The 16,069-nt window shown below is 61.3% G+C and carries 17 protein-coding genes (1 of these 17 only partly in view); 5 read left to right on the top strand and 12 right to left on the bottom strand.

Annotated features, from left to right (window positions below; translation table 11 throughout):
* Positions 1 to 3: 3 nt before the first annotated feature.
* The gene (ispB, locus tag GU3_RS05640) at positions 4 to 978 is read right to left on the bottom strand and encodes an octaprenyl diphosphate synthase (RefSeq protein WP_014291572.1); all 975 of its coding nucleotides are present in this window, start codon (positions 976 to 978) and stop codon (positions 4 to 6) included.
* A 235-nt stretch (positions 979 to 1,213) separates the two neighbouring features.
* Between ispB and rplU the strand changes: the two genes are divergently transcribed.
* The 4 genes from rplU (at position 1,214) to folA (ending at position 3,576) form a co-directional block, all read left to right on the top strand.
* A complete protein-coding gene (gene rplU / locus GU3_RS16705) occupies positions 1,214 to 1,525 on the top strand; it encodes a 50S ribosomal protein L21 (protein WP_014291573.1) in 312 nt (103 codons plus the stop codon).
* Positions 1,526 to 1,542: 17 nt separating this feature from the next.
* Positions 1,543 to 1,800 (top strand): 50S ribosomal protein L27, encoded by a 258-nt coding sequence (gene rpmA, locus GU3_RS05650; protein WP_014291574.1) that lies wholly within the window; start codon positions 1,543 to 1,545, stop codon positions 1,798 to 1,800.
* A gap of 116 nt (positions 1,801 to 1,916) precedes the next feature.
* Entirely contained in the window at positions 1,917 to 3,083 is a 1,167-nt protein-coding gene (gene cgtA / locus GU3_RS05655) for an Obg family GTPase CgtA (RefSeq protein WP_014291575.1), read from the top strand.
* A gap of 7 nt (positions 3,084 to 3,090) precedes the next feature.
* On the top strand, positions 3,091 to 3,576 hold the full coding sequence (gene folA, locus GU3_RS05660; RefSeq protein WP_014291576.1) for a type 3 dihydrofolate reductase: 486 nt from the start codon (positions 3,091 to 3,093) through the stop codon (positions 3,574 to 3,576).
* 81 nt (positions 3,577 to 3,657) lie between these two features.
* On the opposite strand, the gene GU3_RS05665 is transcribed toward folA, so the two are convergent.
* From GU3_RS05665 to lptD, 6 genes are read right to left on the bottom strand one after another with little or no spacing between them, the layout of a single operon-like run.
* Positions 3,658 to 4,473, bottom strand: coding sequence for a symmetrical bis(5'-nucleosyl)-tetraphosphatase (locus GU3_RS05665; protein ID WP_014291577.1), 816 nt, complete (start codon positions 4,471 to 4,473; stop codon positions 3,658 to 3,660).
* Positions 4,473 to 4,847, bottom strand: coding sequence for a Co2+/Mg2+ efflux protein ApaG (apaG, locus tag GU3_RS05670; RefSeq protein WP_014291578.1), 375 nt, complete (start codon positions 4,845 to 4,847; stop codon positions 4,473 to 4,475). Before apaG ends, GU3_RS05665 begins: the two co-directional genes overlap by 1 nt.
* Positions 4,847 to 5,656 carry a 16S rRNA (adenine(1518)-N(6)/adenine(1519)-N(6))-dimethyltransferase RsmA gene (gene rsmA, locus GU3_RS05675; RefSeq protein ID WP_014291579.1) on the bottom strand — a complete coding sequence of 270 codons (810 nt, stop codon included), beginning with the start codon at positions 5,654 to 5,656 and terminating at the stop codon, positions 4,847 to 4,849. Before rsmA ends, apaG begins: the two co-directional genes overlap by 1 nt.
* Positions 5,649 to 6,638, bottom strand: coding sequence for a 4-hydroxythreonine-4-phosphate dehydrogenase PdxA (gene pdxA / locus GU3_RS05680; RefSeq protein WP_014291580.1), 990 nt, complete (start codon positions 6,636 to 6,638; stop codon positions 5,649 to 5,651). Before pdxA ends, rsmA begins: the two co-directional genes overlap by 8 nt.
* The gene (surA, locus tag GU3_RS05685) at positions 6,635 to 7,951 is read right to left on the bottom strand and encodes a peptidylprolyl isomerase SurA (RefSeq protein ID WP_041542970.1); all 1,317 of its coding nucleotides are present in this window, start codon (positions 7,949 to 7,951) and stop codon (positions 6,635 to 6,637) included. The genes pdxA and surA overlap by 4 nt, the downstream gene beginning before the upstream one ends.
* A 25-nt stretch (positions 7,952 to 7,976) precedes the next feature.
* Positions 7,977 to 10,358, bottom strand: coding sequence for an LPS assembly protein LptD (lptD, locus tag GU3_RS05690; RefSeq protein WP_014291582.1), 2,382 nt, complete (start codon positions 10,356 to 10,358; stop codon positions 7,977 to 7,979).
* A gap of 241 nt (positions 10,359 to 10,599) precedes the next feature.
* Here lptD and djlA point away from each other — a divergent pair, with 241 nt between their 5' ends.
* Positions 10,600 to 11,409 carry a co-chaperone DjlA gene (gene djlA, locus GU3_RS05695; protein ID WP_014291583.1) on the top strand — a complete coding sequence of 270 codons (810 nt, stop codon included), beginning with the start codon at positions 10,600 to 10,602 and terminating at the stop codon, positions 11,407 to 11,409.
* Between the two features lie 74 nt (positions 11,410 to 11,483).
* On the opposite strand, the gene GU3_RS05700 is transcribed toward djlA, so the two are convergent.
* From GU3_RS05700 to rapA, 5 genes are all read right to left on the bottom strand, one after another.
* Positions 11,484 to 12,661, bottom strand: a protein-coding gene (locus GU3_RS05700; RefSeq protein WP_148265847.1) for an IS3 family transposase whose coding sequence is annotated in 2 segments (ribosomal slippage) — positions 11,484 to 12,370 and positions 12,370 to 12,661 — 1,179 coding nt in all. Because the reading frame shifts where the segments join, the coding sequence is not laid out codon by codon here.
* An 80-nt stretch (positions 12,662 to 12,741) separates the two neighbouring features.
* Positions 12,742 to 13,692, bottom strand: a complete 951-nt coding sequence (locus tag GU3_RS05710; protein ID WP_014291584.1) for a D-2-hydroxyacid dehydrogenase — start codon at positions 13,690 to 13,692, stop codon at positions 12,742 to 12,744.
* Complete coding sequence (locus GU3_RS05715) at positions 13,625 to 14,425, bottom strand: DUF3530 family protein (RefSeq protein WP_014291585.1); 801 nt, start codon at positions 14,423 to 14,425, stop codon at positions 13,625 to 13,627. The genes GU3_RS05710 and GU3_RS05715 overlap by 68 nt, the downstream gene beginning before the upstream one ends.
* Positions 14,425 to 15,084, bottom strand: a complete 660-nt coding sequence (locus GU3_RS05720) for an RluA family pseudouridine synthase (protein WP_202798289.1) — start codon at positions 15,082 to 15,084, stop codon at positions 14,425 to 14,427. The genes GU3_RS05715 and GU3_RS05720 overlap by 1 nt, the downstream gene beginning before the upstream one ends.
* A gap of 20 nt (positions 15,085 to 15,104) precedes the next feature.
* Positions 15,105 to 16,069, bottom strand: partial view of an RNA polymerase-associated protein RapA gene (gene rapA / locus GU3_RS05725; RefSeq protein ID WP_014291587.1) — the final stretch only. 1,909 nt of this gene lie beyond the right edge of the window; 965 of the gene's 2,874 nt are visible here — the last part of the coding sequence; its start codon lies beyond the right edge, outside the window; it ends in the stop codon at positions 15,105 to 15,107.

Genomic DNA, 16,069 nt, shown 5'->3' on the forward strand with positions numbered 1-16,069 from the left:
GCCTCAGCTGCTGCGCTCTACCGCCATATGGGCCAGGTCTACCAGCGCGGCCTTGTGCTCGGAGTCGGGGAGCACGCTCAGGGCGTTGATGGCCTTTTGGGCCTCTTCCCGGGCACGCTGCCGGCAGTAGTCCAGCGCTTCGGTCTGCTCAAGAATGGCCATGATCTCATCCAGGTGAGCCATGCCGGTGCGGTTGGCGATGGCGTCGCGAATGCGCTCCCGCTGGGCATCGGTGCCCTTTGCCATGGCCCGCAGCAGGGGCAGGGTGGGTTTGCCTTCGGCCAGATCGTCGCCCACGTTCTTACCCATGTCGGCTGCCTCGGAGCAATAATCCATCACGTCGTCCATCAGCTGGAAGGCGGTGCCCAGGTACTTGCCGTAGTCGAGCATGGCCTGTTCAATGGCGTCGGGCTGTTGGGTCAGTACCGCCGCTAGGCGGGTAGCCGCCTCAAACAGCTTGGCGGTCTTGCAGTAGATCACCTGCATATAGCTGGCTTCGGTGGTGTCGGGATCGTTGCAGTTCATCAACTGCAGCACTTCCCCCTCGGCGATCACGTTGGTGGCGTCGCTCAGCAGTTGCATGATGCGCATGCTGTCGAGCTCGGTCATCATCTGAAAGGAGCGGGTGTAGAGGAAGTCGCCCACCAGCACGCTGGCGGCATTACCGAACAGGGCATTGGCGGTGTCCCGGCCCCGGCGCAGATCCGACTCGTCGACCACGTCGTCGTGCAGCAGGGTGGAGGTGTGAATGAATTCGAGCAGGGCGGCGAGCTTGATATGATCCTGGCCTTCATAGCCCAGGGCCCGCGCCGTCAGCACGGTCAGCATGGGACGCATGCGTTTGCCGCCGGCGCTGACGATGTAAAAACCCAGCTGGTTAATGAGGCTCACATCCGATTGCAGCCGGGTCATAATGAGCTCGTTGACCGCTTGCATGTCCTGCTCGGTCAGTTGTTTGATCCTGTTGATATCTACCATAAAGTTATAAGCCGGACGATGCAGTGTGAATTCATTGGTGGTAGGATTTTACACGATTCGTCAAAGGGATAAACCTGTCCGGGCGGGCGAGCTCCGCAAGGCGGACGGGCATCATTTTTTTGCGCTCTCGCCCCTTGTCTCGGGGGATCAATTTGCGTACAATGCGCGGCCATTGTAGAACAGTTTTAGTGCACGGCCCTTTACGGGCAAAAGTGCCATATTCGGAGTTAAAATCATGTACGCGGTAATCCAAAGCGGCGGAAAACAGCACCGTGTAGCCGAAGGCCAGGTTGTTCGTCTGGAAAAGCTGGACGTAGAAACCGGCGCTGCTGTCGAGTTCGACAAAGTGCTGATGGTGGCCCAAGGTGAAGACGTTAAAGTCGGTGTACCCTATGTTGACGGCGGCAAAGTGACTGCAGAAGTCGTTGCTCACGGTCGTGGCAAAAAGGTCAAGATCGTCAAGTTCCGTCGTCGCAAGCACTCTCGCAAACAGCAGGGTCACCGTCAGTGGTTCACTGAAGTGAAGATCACTGGTATCAGCGCCTAAGAGAGGAGTTAAGTTCCATGGCACACAAAAAAGCAGGCGGCTCTACTCGTAACGGTCGCGACTCAGAAAGCAAACGTCTTGGTGTAAAGCGTTACGGTGGTGAATCTGTCCTGGCGGGCAACATCATCGTTCGTCAGCGCGGCACCAAATTCCATGCCGGCGACAACGTTGGCCTGGGCAAGGACCACACTCTGTTCGCCAAGGCCGATGGCAAGGTGAAGTTTGAGGTTAAAGGTCCCCAGAACCGCAAGTTCGTCAGCATTGTAACCGAGTAAGTTACAATCAGAACTACTAAAAGCCCCGCCACCCGGCGGGGCTTTTTGCTTTATTCAAGGCACGTTCGGCATGAGCCGGATAGACAGGCTCAGAAAACGAATGGGAGAGCAGTGAAATGAAATTTGTCGATGAAGCGGAAATCCGCATCGAGGCGGGAGATGGCGGCAACGGCTGTGTGAGCTTTCGCCGGGAGAAATACATTCCCAATGGTGGCCCGGATGGGGGCGACGGCGGCGATGGCGGCGACGTCTACCTGCTGGCCGACGAGAACCTCAATACCCTGATCGACTATCACTTCGAGCGCTTCCACCGGGCCGAGCGGGGCGAAAACGGTCGGGGCGGTAACTGTACCGGCAAGCGCGGCAAGGATCTGGTGCTGACGGTGCCGGTGGGTACCCGTGCCAAGGACGAGATGACCGGCGAGATCCTCGGCGATCTGACCCGTCACGGTCAGAAACTGCTGGTGGCCAAGGGCGGTTTTCACGGCCTGGGCAATACCCGCTTCAAGAGCTCGGTCAACCGGGCGCCACGGCAGAAGACCAACGGTACCCCGGGTGAGGTGCGCAACGTGTTGCTGGAGCTGTTGCTGCTGGCCGACGTGGGCCTGCTGGGCTTGCCCAATGCCGGCAAATCCACCTTTATCCGTTCGGTATCGGCAGCCAAGCCCAAGGTGGCGGACTACCCCTTTACCACCCTGGTACCCAACCTGGGGGTGGTGCGCTGTGACGGCCAGAAGAGCTTTGTGGTGGCGGACATTCCGGGGCTGATTGAAGGCGCTGCCGATGGCGCCGGTCTGGGGATTCGCTTTCTCAAGCACCTGGAGCGCTGTCGCGTGCTGCTGCACATTATCGATGTGCTGCCCATCGACGGCTCCGATCCCGCCGACAACGCCGATATCATCGTCAATGAGCTCAGCCAGTACAGCGACGCCCTGGCCAACAAGCCGCGCTGGCTGGTGTTCAACAAGCTGGATCTGGTGGATGACGAACAGGCAGAAGAAGTTATTGCCCGTGTGACCGAGCTGCTGGACTGGCAGGGCCCAGTACACCGCATGGCCGCCATCAGTAAGGACGGCACCCGTGAACTGACCCAGGCGCTGATGGCGTTCCTGGAAGCGCACCCGCGCAGCCAGGAAGAGCTGGAAGCGGCCCGGGAGCCGGTCAGCTTCAAGTGGGATGAATACCACCAGGCGGCGTTGAACGAAGTGGAAGCAGACGGCGACGATGATGATGACTGGGATGATGAGGAAGACGACGGCCATGTCATCTACACCCGCGAATAAGGCCGGTATGACGCTGTCGATGATTGTCGCCATGACCCGGGATGGCATTATTGGCCTGAATAATGCCATGCCTTGGCACCTGCCGGCGGATCTGGCCTATTTCAAGCAGACCACCCTGGGCAAACCGGTGGTGATGGGGCGCAATACTTATGAATCCATCGGCCGTCCCTTGCCGGGACGGCGTAATGTGATTGTCAGTCGCTCCCTTGTTGAGGCACCGGCCGGCACCGAACTGGTGCCGTCTCCCGAGGCGGCGCTGGCCCTGCTGGCAGAGGCCGAAGAAGTGATGGTGATGGGCGGGGGCCAGCTGTATGCCGCGCTGCTGCCGCTGGCTCAGCGGCTCTACATTACCCGTATCGACGCCCGCATTGACGGTGATACCCGTTTCCCGGCCATGAATGAGCAGGAATGGCGGCTGGTGAGCGAGCAGTACCGGCCCGCCGATGAGCGCAACGGCTACGACTGTCGCTTTCAGGTGCTGGAACGGATGTGATAAAAAGCCCGGCAAGTGCCGGGCTTTTTATTAAAGGCTGTCATGCCGGGCTTGACCCGGTATTTTTAGCAAGTTACTTCCTTAGGCATGCACCGGGCAGGGAGTGCTGATGCGTTCGCCTGTTTCCCAGCACAGCAGGGTCAGGCTGCCTCCCCAGACACAGCCGGTATCCAGCGCGTGAATGCCGGGCTGGCTGCAGTGTCCTTCCAAGGCTGCCCAGTGGCCGAAGACCAGCGGCGGATCCTGATGCGCTCCCCGAAGATCAAACCAGGGGTGCAGATCCACCGGCGCACTCTTCAGGCCTTCCTTGTAATCAAAATCCAGCCGGCCATCGGCATGGCACAGGCGCATGCGGGTAAAGGCGTTGATGGTAAAGCGCAGTCGCTCAAGCTCGTCGAGCTGTTCACGCCAGCCATCCGGCTGGTTGCCGTACATGTCCCGTAGCCGCTCCCGGTAGTGGCCGGAGCGCAGTTCGTCCTCGGCGGCCCTGGCCGCGTCCCGGGCCTGCGCGACCGTCCACTGGGGGGGAATGCCGGCGTGGGTCATGACGAAGCCGTGCTCGGGATGTTCGGCCAGCAACGGCTGATGACGCAGCCAGTACAGCAGGTTGGCCCGGTCGGCAGCCTGCAGAATGTCGTGAATACGGTCGGCCTGCTTGGGGGGGCGTAGGCCGCTGGCCACCGCCAGCAGGTGCAGATCATGGTTGCCCAGCACGGTGGTGGCGGCATCGCCGAGGGCCATCACCCGGCGCAGGCAGCCCAGGGAGTCGGGCCCTCGGGCGACCAGGTCACCGGTGAGCCAGAGCTGGTCCCGGGACGGGCTGAAGCCCACTTCGGCCAGCAGCCGGTTCAGTTCGCTCAGGCAGCCCTGCAGGTCGCCGACAATATAAGTGGCCATCAGTTGATCAGGTTGGGCAGGGCCAGCCGAAAGGCGGGGATGGGAGCGTCAAACTCGCGGCCGTCGTCCCGGCGCAGCGTGTAAAAACCTTCCATGACGCCCACCGGGGTTTCCAGACTGACACCGCTGGTGTAGGTATAAACGCCTCCAGCGGCAATGGTGGGCTGCTCCCCCACCACGCCGCTGCCTTCCACTTCCACCCGTTTGCCATTGGCATCGGTGATCAACCACCGGCGGCTGATCAGGGTGACCCGCTCATCGCCCTGATTGGCAATGGTGATGGTGTAGGCGAACACATAGTGATCGTCTTCCGGTGAAGAGCGTTCGGCCAGGTAGCGGGGCACTGGGGTGATGTGAATGGCGGGGGCGGACATCAGGACTCCTTTTTCCGGGCCAAGGCGTTGGCGAGGGTGGCGTACTGGGCCAGGCTCAGCTGTTCGGGGCGGGCTGAAGGATCCAGGCCCAGGGCGCTGATCTCGTCGGCGCTGAACAGGTGGCACAGGCTGTTACGGATGGTCTTGCGGCGCTGGCCAAAGGCGTCGGCGGTCACCCGGGACAGATCCTTGATGTTGCTCACCGGGTGGGGCGGGGTTTCATAGGGCAGCAACCGTACTACCGCCGAGTCCACCTTGGGCGCAGGCCGGAAGGCTTCCGGGCCCACTTCCAGCACCGGCATTACCTCGCAGTAATACTGGGCCATCACGCTCAGGCGGCCGTAGGCCTTGCTGCCGGGGCCGGCGGCGAGGCGGTTGACCACTTCCTTTTGCAGCATGAAGTGCATGTCGGCCACCAGGGCGGAGAACTCGAACAGGTGAAACATCAGCTGGGTAGAGATGTTGTAGGGCAGGTTGCCGAAGATTTTCAGCTTCTTGCCCGGCTCCTGCAGGCGGGTGAAGTCGAACTTCATAGCATCGGCCTGGTGAATGTTGAGCTTGTCCTTGAGAAAGGGATGGGTTTCCAGCCGCGCGGCCAGATCCCGGTCCAGCTCCACCACGTTGAGCCGTTCAATACGTTCGCATACCGGGCCGGTAAGGGCGCCGAGACCGGGGCCGATTTCCACCATGGTGTAGTCGTCGGTCGGATGAATGGCATTGACTATCTGATCGATGGTGTAGTCATCGTGCAGAAAGTTCTGGCCAAAACGTTTGCGGGCTTTGTGCCCCTGATGGACCTTGCTATTCATCGCGTTTTTCTATCATCTCAATGGCTTGGTTTAGTGCGCACAGCATGCTGCCCGCGTCAATCTGGTCGGTGCCGGCCAGCTCCAGGGCGGTGCCGTGATCCACAGAAGTGCGAATAAAGGGCAGCCCCAGGGTAATGTTGACCGCCTTGCCGAAGCCGATGTATTTCAGCACCGGCAGGCCCTGGTCGTGATACATGGCCAGAAAGGCGTCGGCGTCCTTCATGTATTTTTCGTTGAACACGGTGTCGGCCGACAGGGGCCCGACCAGATCCATGCCTTCTGCCCGCAGTTCATTCAGGGTGGGAATGATGACGTCAATCTCTTCCCGGCCCAGGTGGCCGTCTTCCCCGGCGTGGGGGTTGAGGCCGCAGACGTAGATGCGTGGATTGGCGATGCCAAACTTGCTTTTCAGCTCGGCGTGCAGAATACGGGTGATCTTGGTCAGCCGTTCCGGAGTGATGGCCCTGGACACATAGGCCAGCGGAATATGGGTGGTCACCTGGGCCACCCGCAGGCCGGGGGTGGCCAGCAGCATCACCACATCGGGCACATTGGCCTGCTGGGCAAAAAACTCGGTATGGCCACTGAAGGACACCCCGGCCTTGTTGATGATGCCCTTGTTGACCGGCCCGGTGACCACGGCGTCGAACTCGCCGCTCATGTTGCCATCGGAGGCGCGCTTGAGGGTTTCCAGTACGTACAGGCCATTGGCTTCGTCGAGCACGCCGGGAACGGCCGGCCTGGCCAGCTTGACCGGGGCTATGGTCAGGGTGCCGGCCTTTTGCGGCACCGGCTCGGCCTGCTGCCGGTAGGGCAGCAGGGTAATGTCACGGCCCTGGGCCTGGGCCCGGGCCTGGATCAGCTCCGGATCGGCGATCACTACCAGCTCGGCCGGCCAGTCGAGATCGGCCAGCGCCAGCATCAGCTCGGGGCCGATACCGGCGGGCTCGCCCGGGGTTATGGCTATGCGTTTACAACTCACGAATCACCATCGAATAATTGAGCGTCGACAATACGGATGTAGGCCTGATCCTTGAGCTCGTCGAGCCAGGTCTGCACTTCTTCGGTAAAGCGACGATTGAAAATCAGTTGATAGGCCCGCTGTTCGGTGGCCTGCTCGGTGGCATCCAGCACACGCTTGTCTTCCAGCCGCACCAGGTGCCAGCCATGCTCGGAGCGGAATGGCTGACTCAGTTCCCCCGGCTGCAGCCGGCGGACGGTGTCACGGAAGCTGCTGACATACAGCTCGGGCGAGGCCCACCCCAGATCACCGCCATTAACGGCGGAGCCGGCATCGTCAGAAAACTGCTCGGCCAGCTGCGCCATGGTGGCATCGCCATCGGCAATGGAGCGGGCAAACCCTTCCAGCATGGCCTTGGCCTTGTCTTCACTGAGGATCACGGAAGGCTTGATCAGAATGTGCCGGGCCCGGACCTCCAGCGCCTGTACCGCCTGGGCTTTACCGCCCTCCATGTCGAGGATGGTAAGAATGTGCAGGCCGGCGCCGGAGCGAATGGGGCCGATGATATCACCTTTTGCATGATTTCTCACCGCTTCGCTGAACAGGGAGGGCATTTCCCCCATGCTCATCATGCCCCAGTCGCCCCCTTCCAGGGCCTTGGGGCCGGCGCTGTGAGCAATGGCCAGCTGACGAAAGTCGGCGCCGCTTTTAAGCTCACTCAGCAGTTGTTCGGCCTGGCGGTTGGCCTGGCGCAGTTGTTCACCGCTGGGGTTGGCGGGCAGCGGCAGCAGTATGTTGCCCACCCGGTAACGGGCCGCGCTCTGGCCCTGCTCGCGGATCATCTGTACCACCTGTTTCACTTCCTGATCGGAAATGTTGATGCGCCGGCGCACCTGGTTGCGGGCCAGCTCGCTCATCAGGATCTCGTTGCGTACCTGCTCGCGAAATCCGGCCCAGCTCTGGCCGCTGGCGGTGATGCCGGCACGCAGTTGCTCCGGGGTTTTGCCTTCGGCCTGCGCGATATTGGCCAGTGCCTGCTCCAGCTGGGTGTCGGTAATGCGCAGGCCCAGCCGCTCCGCCAGCTGCAGTTGCAGGCTTTCCAGGATCAGCCGCTCCAGGGCCTGTTTGCGCAGGCGCTGATCATCGGGCAGGGGCTGGCCGGCGGCCTGGGCACTCTGGCGTACCTGGTTCACCAGGGCGTCGAGCTGGCTTTCCAGCACCACGGCGTTGTTGACCTGGGCGACGGTGCGGTCCAGCAGCTCGGCGGCCTGGCCGGTTACCGACAGCAGGCCCAGAGCGGTGGCCATCAGCAATTGTTTACATCTTTGGTTCATGACAAATCCTGTGCGCAATGAAAAATCAGTTGTTAAGGTTGAACGGGCGATAGTAAGGCAACAGCTGGGTGCCCGGTTTGAACTCGCCGCTGCCGGTACCCAGGGAGCTGAACCCTTTCAGCTCGAAGCGCAGCCCGATGCTGGTTTCCTGCTCGGTGATGGTCGGGGTCGTCAGCTTGTCTTCCTTCTGCCACTGCTCCCATACCAGGCTGACCGCCCAGCAACAGGAGTCGTAGCGCAGTCCTATGAGAGTATCGATGTTGCGATGGAGTTCAATATCCCGGTAATGACCGCCGATCAGCCCCCACTGGGGAGCCAGCGGCCAGAATACGGTACCGCCCAGCTGGTTGAGATCGTCAGCCAGGCTGTCGGAAAAATAGTGTTGATTCAGGTGGCGGAAGCCGAGCTGGGCCAGTTTGCCCTGTTCGTTGTATTCCAGGGTGAGGTTGCCCGCTGCCAGCCGTTGGTTGCGGGTGTCCTGCTGGGCCTCGCCATGCACAAACCAGTTGTTGTCGAGGTTGAGGTCCCCCTCAAAGGTGAGGAAGGAGCGTTTGGTCTCGTCCAGTTGCTCGCCGGGATAGAGCTTGACCCGGGGGGCGGTAAAGTTAAAGGTCTGGGCCAGGGCCAGGCGCAGCCGCTCGGTGCCGGTATCGTCGTAAATGCGGCTGGTAAAGCCCGCGGTCAGCTGGTTGGCATCACTGATGCGATCCAGGCCGGCAAAACGACGGTCGCTGAACAGGCTGTAGTAGTCCTGGCGCATGGTGGTGCTGTCGTACAGGCCGATGTTGTCCTGGTTTTCATAGGGCACATACAGGTACTGGATTTGCGGCTCTAGGGTCTGGGTAAAGTTCTGCTCGAACCAGCGGGCATGGCGGTCAAACACCAGGCCGCCGTTGATGCGCAGCCGGGGCAGCAGGCGGTCTACGCTGGAGTCCAGGGTGTTGCTGTCAAAGCCCCAGGTATTGCGGTAATAGGGCGCCAGGGTGGTGGGAATATCCTGCTCGTAATGGGTGTAGTAGGCGCCCACATCGGCCTTCAACTGCAGTCCGGGCTGGTCGACCAGTGAATAGATCAGCCGGGGCTCGGCGTGAAAGCGGCTGGCCTGATAGGTGTTTTCATTGGCGTTTTCAAAGCGTGACAGTTCCGAGTCCAGCGCCAGATCAAAATCGCCCAGCCCCCGGTAACTGTTCAGTACCAGCGCCGGCATCAGCTGGAACGGCTGGGTCTCAAGCTCCGGGCGCAATATCTGGTAATCACGCACTTCGGTGGTGAGCTGCCAGTACCGGTCGTAATAGCCGCCCTGCAGCGACTGCAGCAACTGGTTGTCGACCAGGGCGCCCACCGGCGGCGCAAAGTCGTCCAGATAGGCGTAATCCCAGCCGGCCACCTGGGTGTAATTGACGTTGCCGCGCCAGTGCCCGTCGGCGTCGAAGCGGGCAGAGTGGCGCCAGCTGAACAGCCAGCGGGCATCGTCCCGCCATTCTTCATCAGCAAAGTTGGGATCCTCGGCCAGGCTGTCGTCCTGGGACAGGTACTCGCCGTACAGCACGCCGCTCTGGCCTTCCACCGGCAGATAGCGGAACTCCAGCTGGGCCATGGTGCCGCGCTTTTCCATGTAGCGGGGCGTGATGGTGGCGTCGTAGTTGGGAGCGATGTTCCAGTAATAGGGCAGGCGAACGTCGGTGCCGTTGCTGTTGCTGATATCAAAAGACGGATAAAGAAAGCCGCTCTGACGCTCATTCTTTACCGGGAACTTGATGTAGGGGAAATAAAACACCGGCATCTCACCCAGCCACAGCACGGCGTTCCAGGCCTCGCCAAAGACCTCGTCCTGCTCTACCGACACGGTACTGGCCTTCAGCTGCCAGACTTCCTCGCCCGGCGGGCAGGTGGTGTAGCTGGCACCCTGCAAGTCCACCTCGCCGCGCTCGCCGGCCAGTTGCACCCGGCGGGCTTCGCCCCGGCCCGGATCGCCGTGCAGCTGATAACGGGCCTGATCCAGGTCGGTATCCTTGGTGGTGAGGTTGCCGGTCAGCACGGTATCGCTTTCCACGGTAATGGTGCCGTCGGTGAGATGAATATTGCCCTCGGCCCGCACGTCCCGGCTCTGCTGCTCCAGCTCCAGATAGTCGGTACGGAAGCGACGCTCTCCCTGTATCACCTCCACGTCGCCCCGGTAGAGAATTTTGCCGTCCCGGGTGGCGTTGAGCACGTCGGCGGTCACGGTAATGGGCGCATTGGGATCCTTGTCCCCTTCCACCCGTAACGGCACATGGCTGAAGCAGCGGCTGAAGGGCAGGGGATCGGCGCCGACGGCCGGCTCGTCAAGCAGCTCGGTGCCGGCATACTGGGCCTGGGCCAGGCCGGAAGCGAACAACAGGGGAAGGCCGATAATCCGTATTCTCATGGGGTGATGCTCTCGTTCCTGGTGTTGGCGACACCGCCCGGCGTCCCGCGGGCTGGTTGAGCTTTTGGTGTCATTCTTTTATGGTAGCGCGCTATGATAAAGCATTCTCGCTGCCAGCTCTATGCCGGGCTCGGCCCGACTGGATCCACCCTTGAAAATCGACGTCATGACATTACGCCCCTTGCCCGAGACCCGTACCGCCATTCCTTTCGTTTTGCTGTTTGAGCGGGGAGAACGCTAAATGCCGGCACACATCAAGGGAAAAATCATTGGCTTTTTGTTTGGTCTGCTGATCGGCAACCTTCCCGGCGCCCTGCTCGGACTCTGGCTGGGGCACCTGGTGGATAAAAAGCTGGCCGGCGCCTGGGGCTTTGTGAAGGATGCCCGCCAGGAGTTTCTGTACGCCACCTTTGCCACCATGGGACACCTGGCCAAATCCAGCGGCCGCGTGACCAGTGAGGAGATTCGGCTGGCGGAGCAGCTGATGGTGCAGATGCGGTTGCGTCCCGAGCAGAAGGCCGAGGCCCAGCAGGCGTTTCGCGATGGCAAGGAAAGCGATTTTCCATTGACCGACACCCTGCGCCGGTTTCGTACTCAGGTGAGAGACAGCCGCAACCTGTTGCGTTTTTTTATGGAGGTACAGCTGCAACTGGTGTTTGCCGACGGCGAACTGCACCCGGCGGAACGCCGGCTGCTGCGCACAATTGCGGTTGAGCTGGGGTTTTCCGAGCAGGAGCTGGAGCAACTGTTGGCCTTTGCCGAGGCCCAGCTGCACATGTACCGCCAGGGCCGGGCCGGGGGACAGGGAGCGGGGGGCTTTGCCACGCCGCCGAAAGACAGGCTGCGGGATGCCTACCGTATTCTGGAGGTGGAAGAGGGGGCCGACGACGCCACCGTGAAACGGGCCTACCGCCGGCAGATGTCCAAACACCACCCCGACAAGCTGGTGGCCCAGGGGCTGCCGAAGGAGATGATGGAGATGGCCAAGGAAAAGGCCCAGGACATTCAGCAGGCCTGGGAAACCATCAAGGCCGCCCGCAACCTCCGCTGATGTACGTAAGAGGTAGGAGGTGAGATGTGAGACGAAAACGTCCTGGAGTGGCCCCGATAAAGTAGACACTTAAGTTAAGCGGCAGCTGCGTAGGCATTGGGAGTTATTCCTCCCAGCGCCATGTGGCGCCGCACTTTCGGGTAATACTCGTCCGTATAATACCGGACTTCATCTGCCATTTCGTCTCTTCCGAGCATTCCTAATGGATGTGTCCATTCCTTCTTGAGCAGCGCGAAGAAGCTTTCCGAACAGGCGTTATCCCAGCAGTTACCTCGGCGTGACATGCTGATGGTGATTCCCCGTGTATTGAGCCATCTCATCACCTCTTCGCTCCGATACTGACTCCCCTGGTCCGAGTGGAACAACAGCTGTGTCCCATCTGGCAGCTGATGTTGCCATGCCTGCTCAAGGGCCTCCAGCACCAGCTGAGCGCTATTGATCGCACCCATGGCTCGGCCCACCACGCGGCGTGTGCCCAGGTCCAGGACTGCAGCAATGTAGAGCCAGCCTTCACTGCACCGGATTTGGGTGATATCTGATACCCAAACTCGGTTCGCTGACCCCACCGAGAACTGGCGATTCAGCAGATTCGGCAACACAGGCAAGGATGATGCTGGCTTTTGATATCCTGCTTTAGGAGCCGTGCATGAACGATAACCAGCGTCTTTCAGCAAGCCCTGAACCTGGTTCTTGCCGCAGCAGAACCCGGCATCCCGTGCTTCCAGCCACATCTTGCGATAACCCGGCACATTCTTCAGTTGCCTGGCTCGCTCGAGCAGGAAGGTGCTCAGCGTCCGTCGCTCGATGGTACGCGCTCCCGGCGAGTGCTGACGTGCTCGCCAGCGATAATATCCCGCTCGTGACACATCGAGTACTTCACACATTATCGAGACCCGCCAGCGTTGACTTCGGTGAGCCTCGATAAAGGCAAACCTTACTTGCCGTGCTTGGCGAAGTACTCTTGTGCCTTTTTTAGGATTTCGTTCTCCAGCTCTTTCCGCTCAAGCTGCTTCTTCAGCCGAGCCACCTCGCGCTCCAGCTCCTGCAGGCTTTTTTCTGGTCCGATGTTTTCAACTGCTTTGTCAGATGATTTCTTGGTCATGATCCACTCTCTGCGCCAGCGACTCAATTGGTTAGGATGGATCCCGAGTCTGCCAGCAAGCTGAGCTTGTGTCTCTGTGGTGGATAGCGAGGCCTCGACGGCCTCACGTTTGAATGCATCGCTAAAGTGACGGTGGGGTTTGTACTTCATAACACCTTCTCATTAAATGAAGGTGTCTACTTTTTTCGGGCCAGTCCATCCAGACGTCTCACCTCTTACGTTTCCACGTGTCACACCAGCCGGTTCTGCTCCCGCCCTTTGGCAAAGGCCTCGATGTTGTCGATCAACTGATCCGCCAGCCGCTGCATGGAAGCCCGGCTGGCCCAGGCGATGTGCGGCGTCAGGATAAAGTTGGGGTATTGCAGCGCCTGCATCAGCGGATGATCGGCGGGCGGCGGCTCGGCACTCACCACATCAAAACCGGCGCCGCCGATGCGTTGTTGCTGCAGGGCGGTCAGCAGCGCCTGCTCGTCCACCAGGCCACCCCGGCCCACGTTGATCAGCAGGGCATCCGGTTTCATCATCGCCAGCTCAGCGGCACCGATCAGATGCCGGGTTTCCGGGGTGAGCGGGCAGTGCAGGCTGAGCACATCGGCCTCGGCCAGCACTTGCTCAAAGGGCAGGCGGCCCTCGGTGGCCGGCTGACCCTTGCGGGCCGCCACGATAACGCTCATGCCCAAGGCTCGGACCAGCCGCGCCAGGTCTTGTGCGATGGTGCCATAGCCAATCAGCCCCAGGGTCTGGCCTTTCAGATCCCGCACCGGATAGTCGAAATAGCAGAACTGTCCTGATTGCTGCCATCGGCCATCGGCCACCGAACGCCGGTAGGCAGGCAGGTTGCGGCTGAGCGCCATCATCAGTGACAGGGCGTGCTCGGGCACCGCGCTTTCCGAGTAATTGCGAATATTGCACACCGCCACCCCGGCGGCGCGGCAGGCGGCCAGATCCAGGTTGTCGCTGCCGGTGGCGGCCAGGGCAATGAGTTTCAGGCCGGGCAGCCTGGCCAGCTCGGCAGCGCCGATGTGCACTTTGTTGACGATGGCCACCTCAGCCTGCTGCAGGCGTGCCACCACCTGGTCGGGAGCGGTTTCGGCATATTCCTGCCAGTCGTGGTCAAAGGCCGGGCGGCGCAGGGTCACGCTCGGCGCCAGGGTCTGTCGGTCGAGAAATACCAGTTTCATGCAGGGTTCTTCCTTTCAGATAGTCGGGAGCGCCGGGGGGCAGGGGCATCCAGCCCCGGCGTACCAGCCAGGCGGCAATCTGGCGTTCGGGCCGGGACGGATCCGCCAGCTGCTCGGCGGTGTAATCCGCGGCCTGACGGGCCGCCTTGTGCTGGCGCTGCTTGCGGTTGGCTTGAGTCAGGTCATCCTGCCTGCTGAACAGATCCAGCACCGGCCAGCCTGCCCGGGACAGGCTCATGGCCAGCATGCGCTGTTGCTCGGCCGAAGCGGGAGTGGCGTCCACCACCACCAGGCCGGTGGGCGGCGGTAAGCTGTCCGTTTCCACCAGCTGTTGATACCAGAGGCTGGCGCTGCCCTGAGTGAGCACCAGTTGCGGTATCTCGGGGTTATCGTCTTGTAAAGCGGCGAGCCGGCTGGCCACCTGCTCCAGCCACTGTTGCCGAAGCTCGGAAACCTGCTCGTCCGCCGGGTTAAAATGATGCTGTTGCGGGTCGGGCAGCAGCAGCACCAGATTCCAGCCGCGTTGTTGCCACCAGGGCGCCATGGCCAGCCAGTGATGGGCCTGCTGTTGCTCGGGCCAGATCAGCAAGGTGCCGAGGGCCTCGGGGCGCTCGGCGTCAAAGCGCAGTTGCCGGCTGTCGGCCTGAAATTCCCGGTAGGCGGTCCAGTCGACCTGGGCGCTGGCCGTGGCCACCGCCAGCCAGCCCAGCATCAGCACCCCCGCCCGTAACATCAGCTCACCTCAAAGGGCGCCGGGGCATGGAACTCCAGCCGGTGCTTGTATCTGGGGTGGTGAAACACCAGCCGGGCGGCGTGCAACTGCAGGTGAGGCGCCATGGTCAGCGCCTCCCCCTCGGCATAGAGGTTGTCGCCGAGAATCGGATGCCCCAGGCTCAGCATGTGCACGCGCAGCTGATGAGAGCGGCCGGTGACCGGGGTCAGCTCCACCAGGGTGCGCTTATTTTCACGGCGCAGGCAACGCCAGTGGGTCAGCGCCTTTTTACCGTGCTCGAGGCTGACCATGTGCCGGGGCCGGTTGGGCCAGTCGCAGCACAGGGGCAGATCGATGCTGCCCTCGTCCTGCGTCGGTCGGCCATAGACCCAGGCATAGTAACGTTTTTCGGTTTCCCGCTCGCGAAACTGGCGGCTGAGCTCCCGGTGTGCCTTGGGATGCAGCGCCATGACGATGACGCCGGAGGTGGCCATGTCGAGCCGGTGTACCACCTGCACCGAAGGAAACACCCGCGACACCCTGAGCGACAGACTGTCAAAGTGCACCGGATCCCGCCCGGGCACACTGAGCAGGCCACTGGGCTTGTTCAGCACGATCAGGCTGTCGTCCTGGTACAGGATTTCAAACTGGGGATCCTGTGGCGGATCGTAACGCAGCAATACCATGGCTTGGCTCTTCTTTACTGATGGCTGACCACAATAAACCGAATGGCGTCCAGTTTTAAGCGGGTATGGCTGAGCAGGCTGTCGAGCTCGGTTTTCAGCTCCTGCACATGGTCGATCTCGCTCTGGCGCACATTGGGGTTGACCTTCGCCAGCTGCTGCAGCCGGCTCAGCTCCTGATCCATCGCCTGATGCATGCGGTCACGGGCCTCGGCCACCAGTTGCTCCATCTGTTGCTCGGCCAGCGGCAGGGCGCTTTGCAACTGTTGATGGATCAGGGTTTGGGATGCATTCACCAGCTTGCTGCCCAGGTGACGGTTAACCGGACTGAGTTGCTTGTCAAAGGCCTCAAAGCTGACCTTGTCGGCCAGGTTGTTGCCGTTTTTGTCGAGCAGCAGTCGAATGGGGGCCGGCGGCAGAAAGCGGTACAGCTGGGCATGGTGGGCAGATTCGGCCACGAAAATGGGCTCCACGAACTGGGTGCCCACCGGCAGCGCCTTGTTTTTGAGAATGGCCACCGAGGTGGTGCCGATCTCTGAGCCCAGCACCAGGTCGATGCCGCCGCGGATCATGGGATGATCCCAGCTCAAAAACTGCAGATCATCCCGGCTCAGGGTGGTGTTGCGATCAAAGGTGATGCTGGCGCCATCCTCGGGCAGGCCGGGAAAACTCGGCACCAGCATTTGTTCGGTGGGGCGCAGCACAATGGCGTTTTCACCCTTGTCGTCCTGATGGACTCCAATTTCATCAAACAGCTTGATGGCAAAAATGGCCAGGGTGGGATCTTCGTCGGCTTCGGCCAGCTGCTCGGCCAGATTATGGTGCTGCAGGGCGCCGCTGGAATTGAGCTCCAGCAGGCGATCCCGGCCCAGCTCCATTTGGCTGGTCAGGCGGTCGGTCAGGGCGCGAGTATCGGCAATCAGTTGTTCCAGTGCTTGCTCATCCTGACCGTGATTGGCGAGCAGCTCCAGCAGCCGGTCGG

It is taken from the genome of Oceanimonas sp. GK1 (assembly GCF_000243075.1).
In the GTDB taxonomy this organism is placed as follows: Bacteria; Pseudomonadota; Gammaproteobacteria; order Enterobacterales; family Aeromonadaceae; genus Oceanimonas.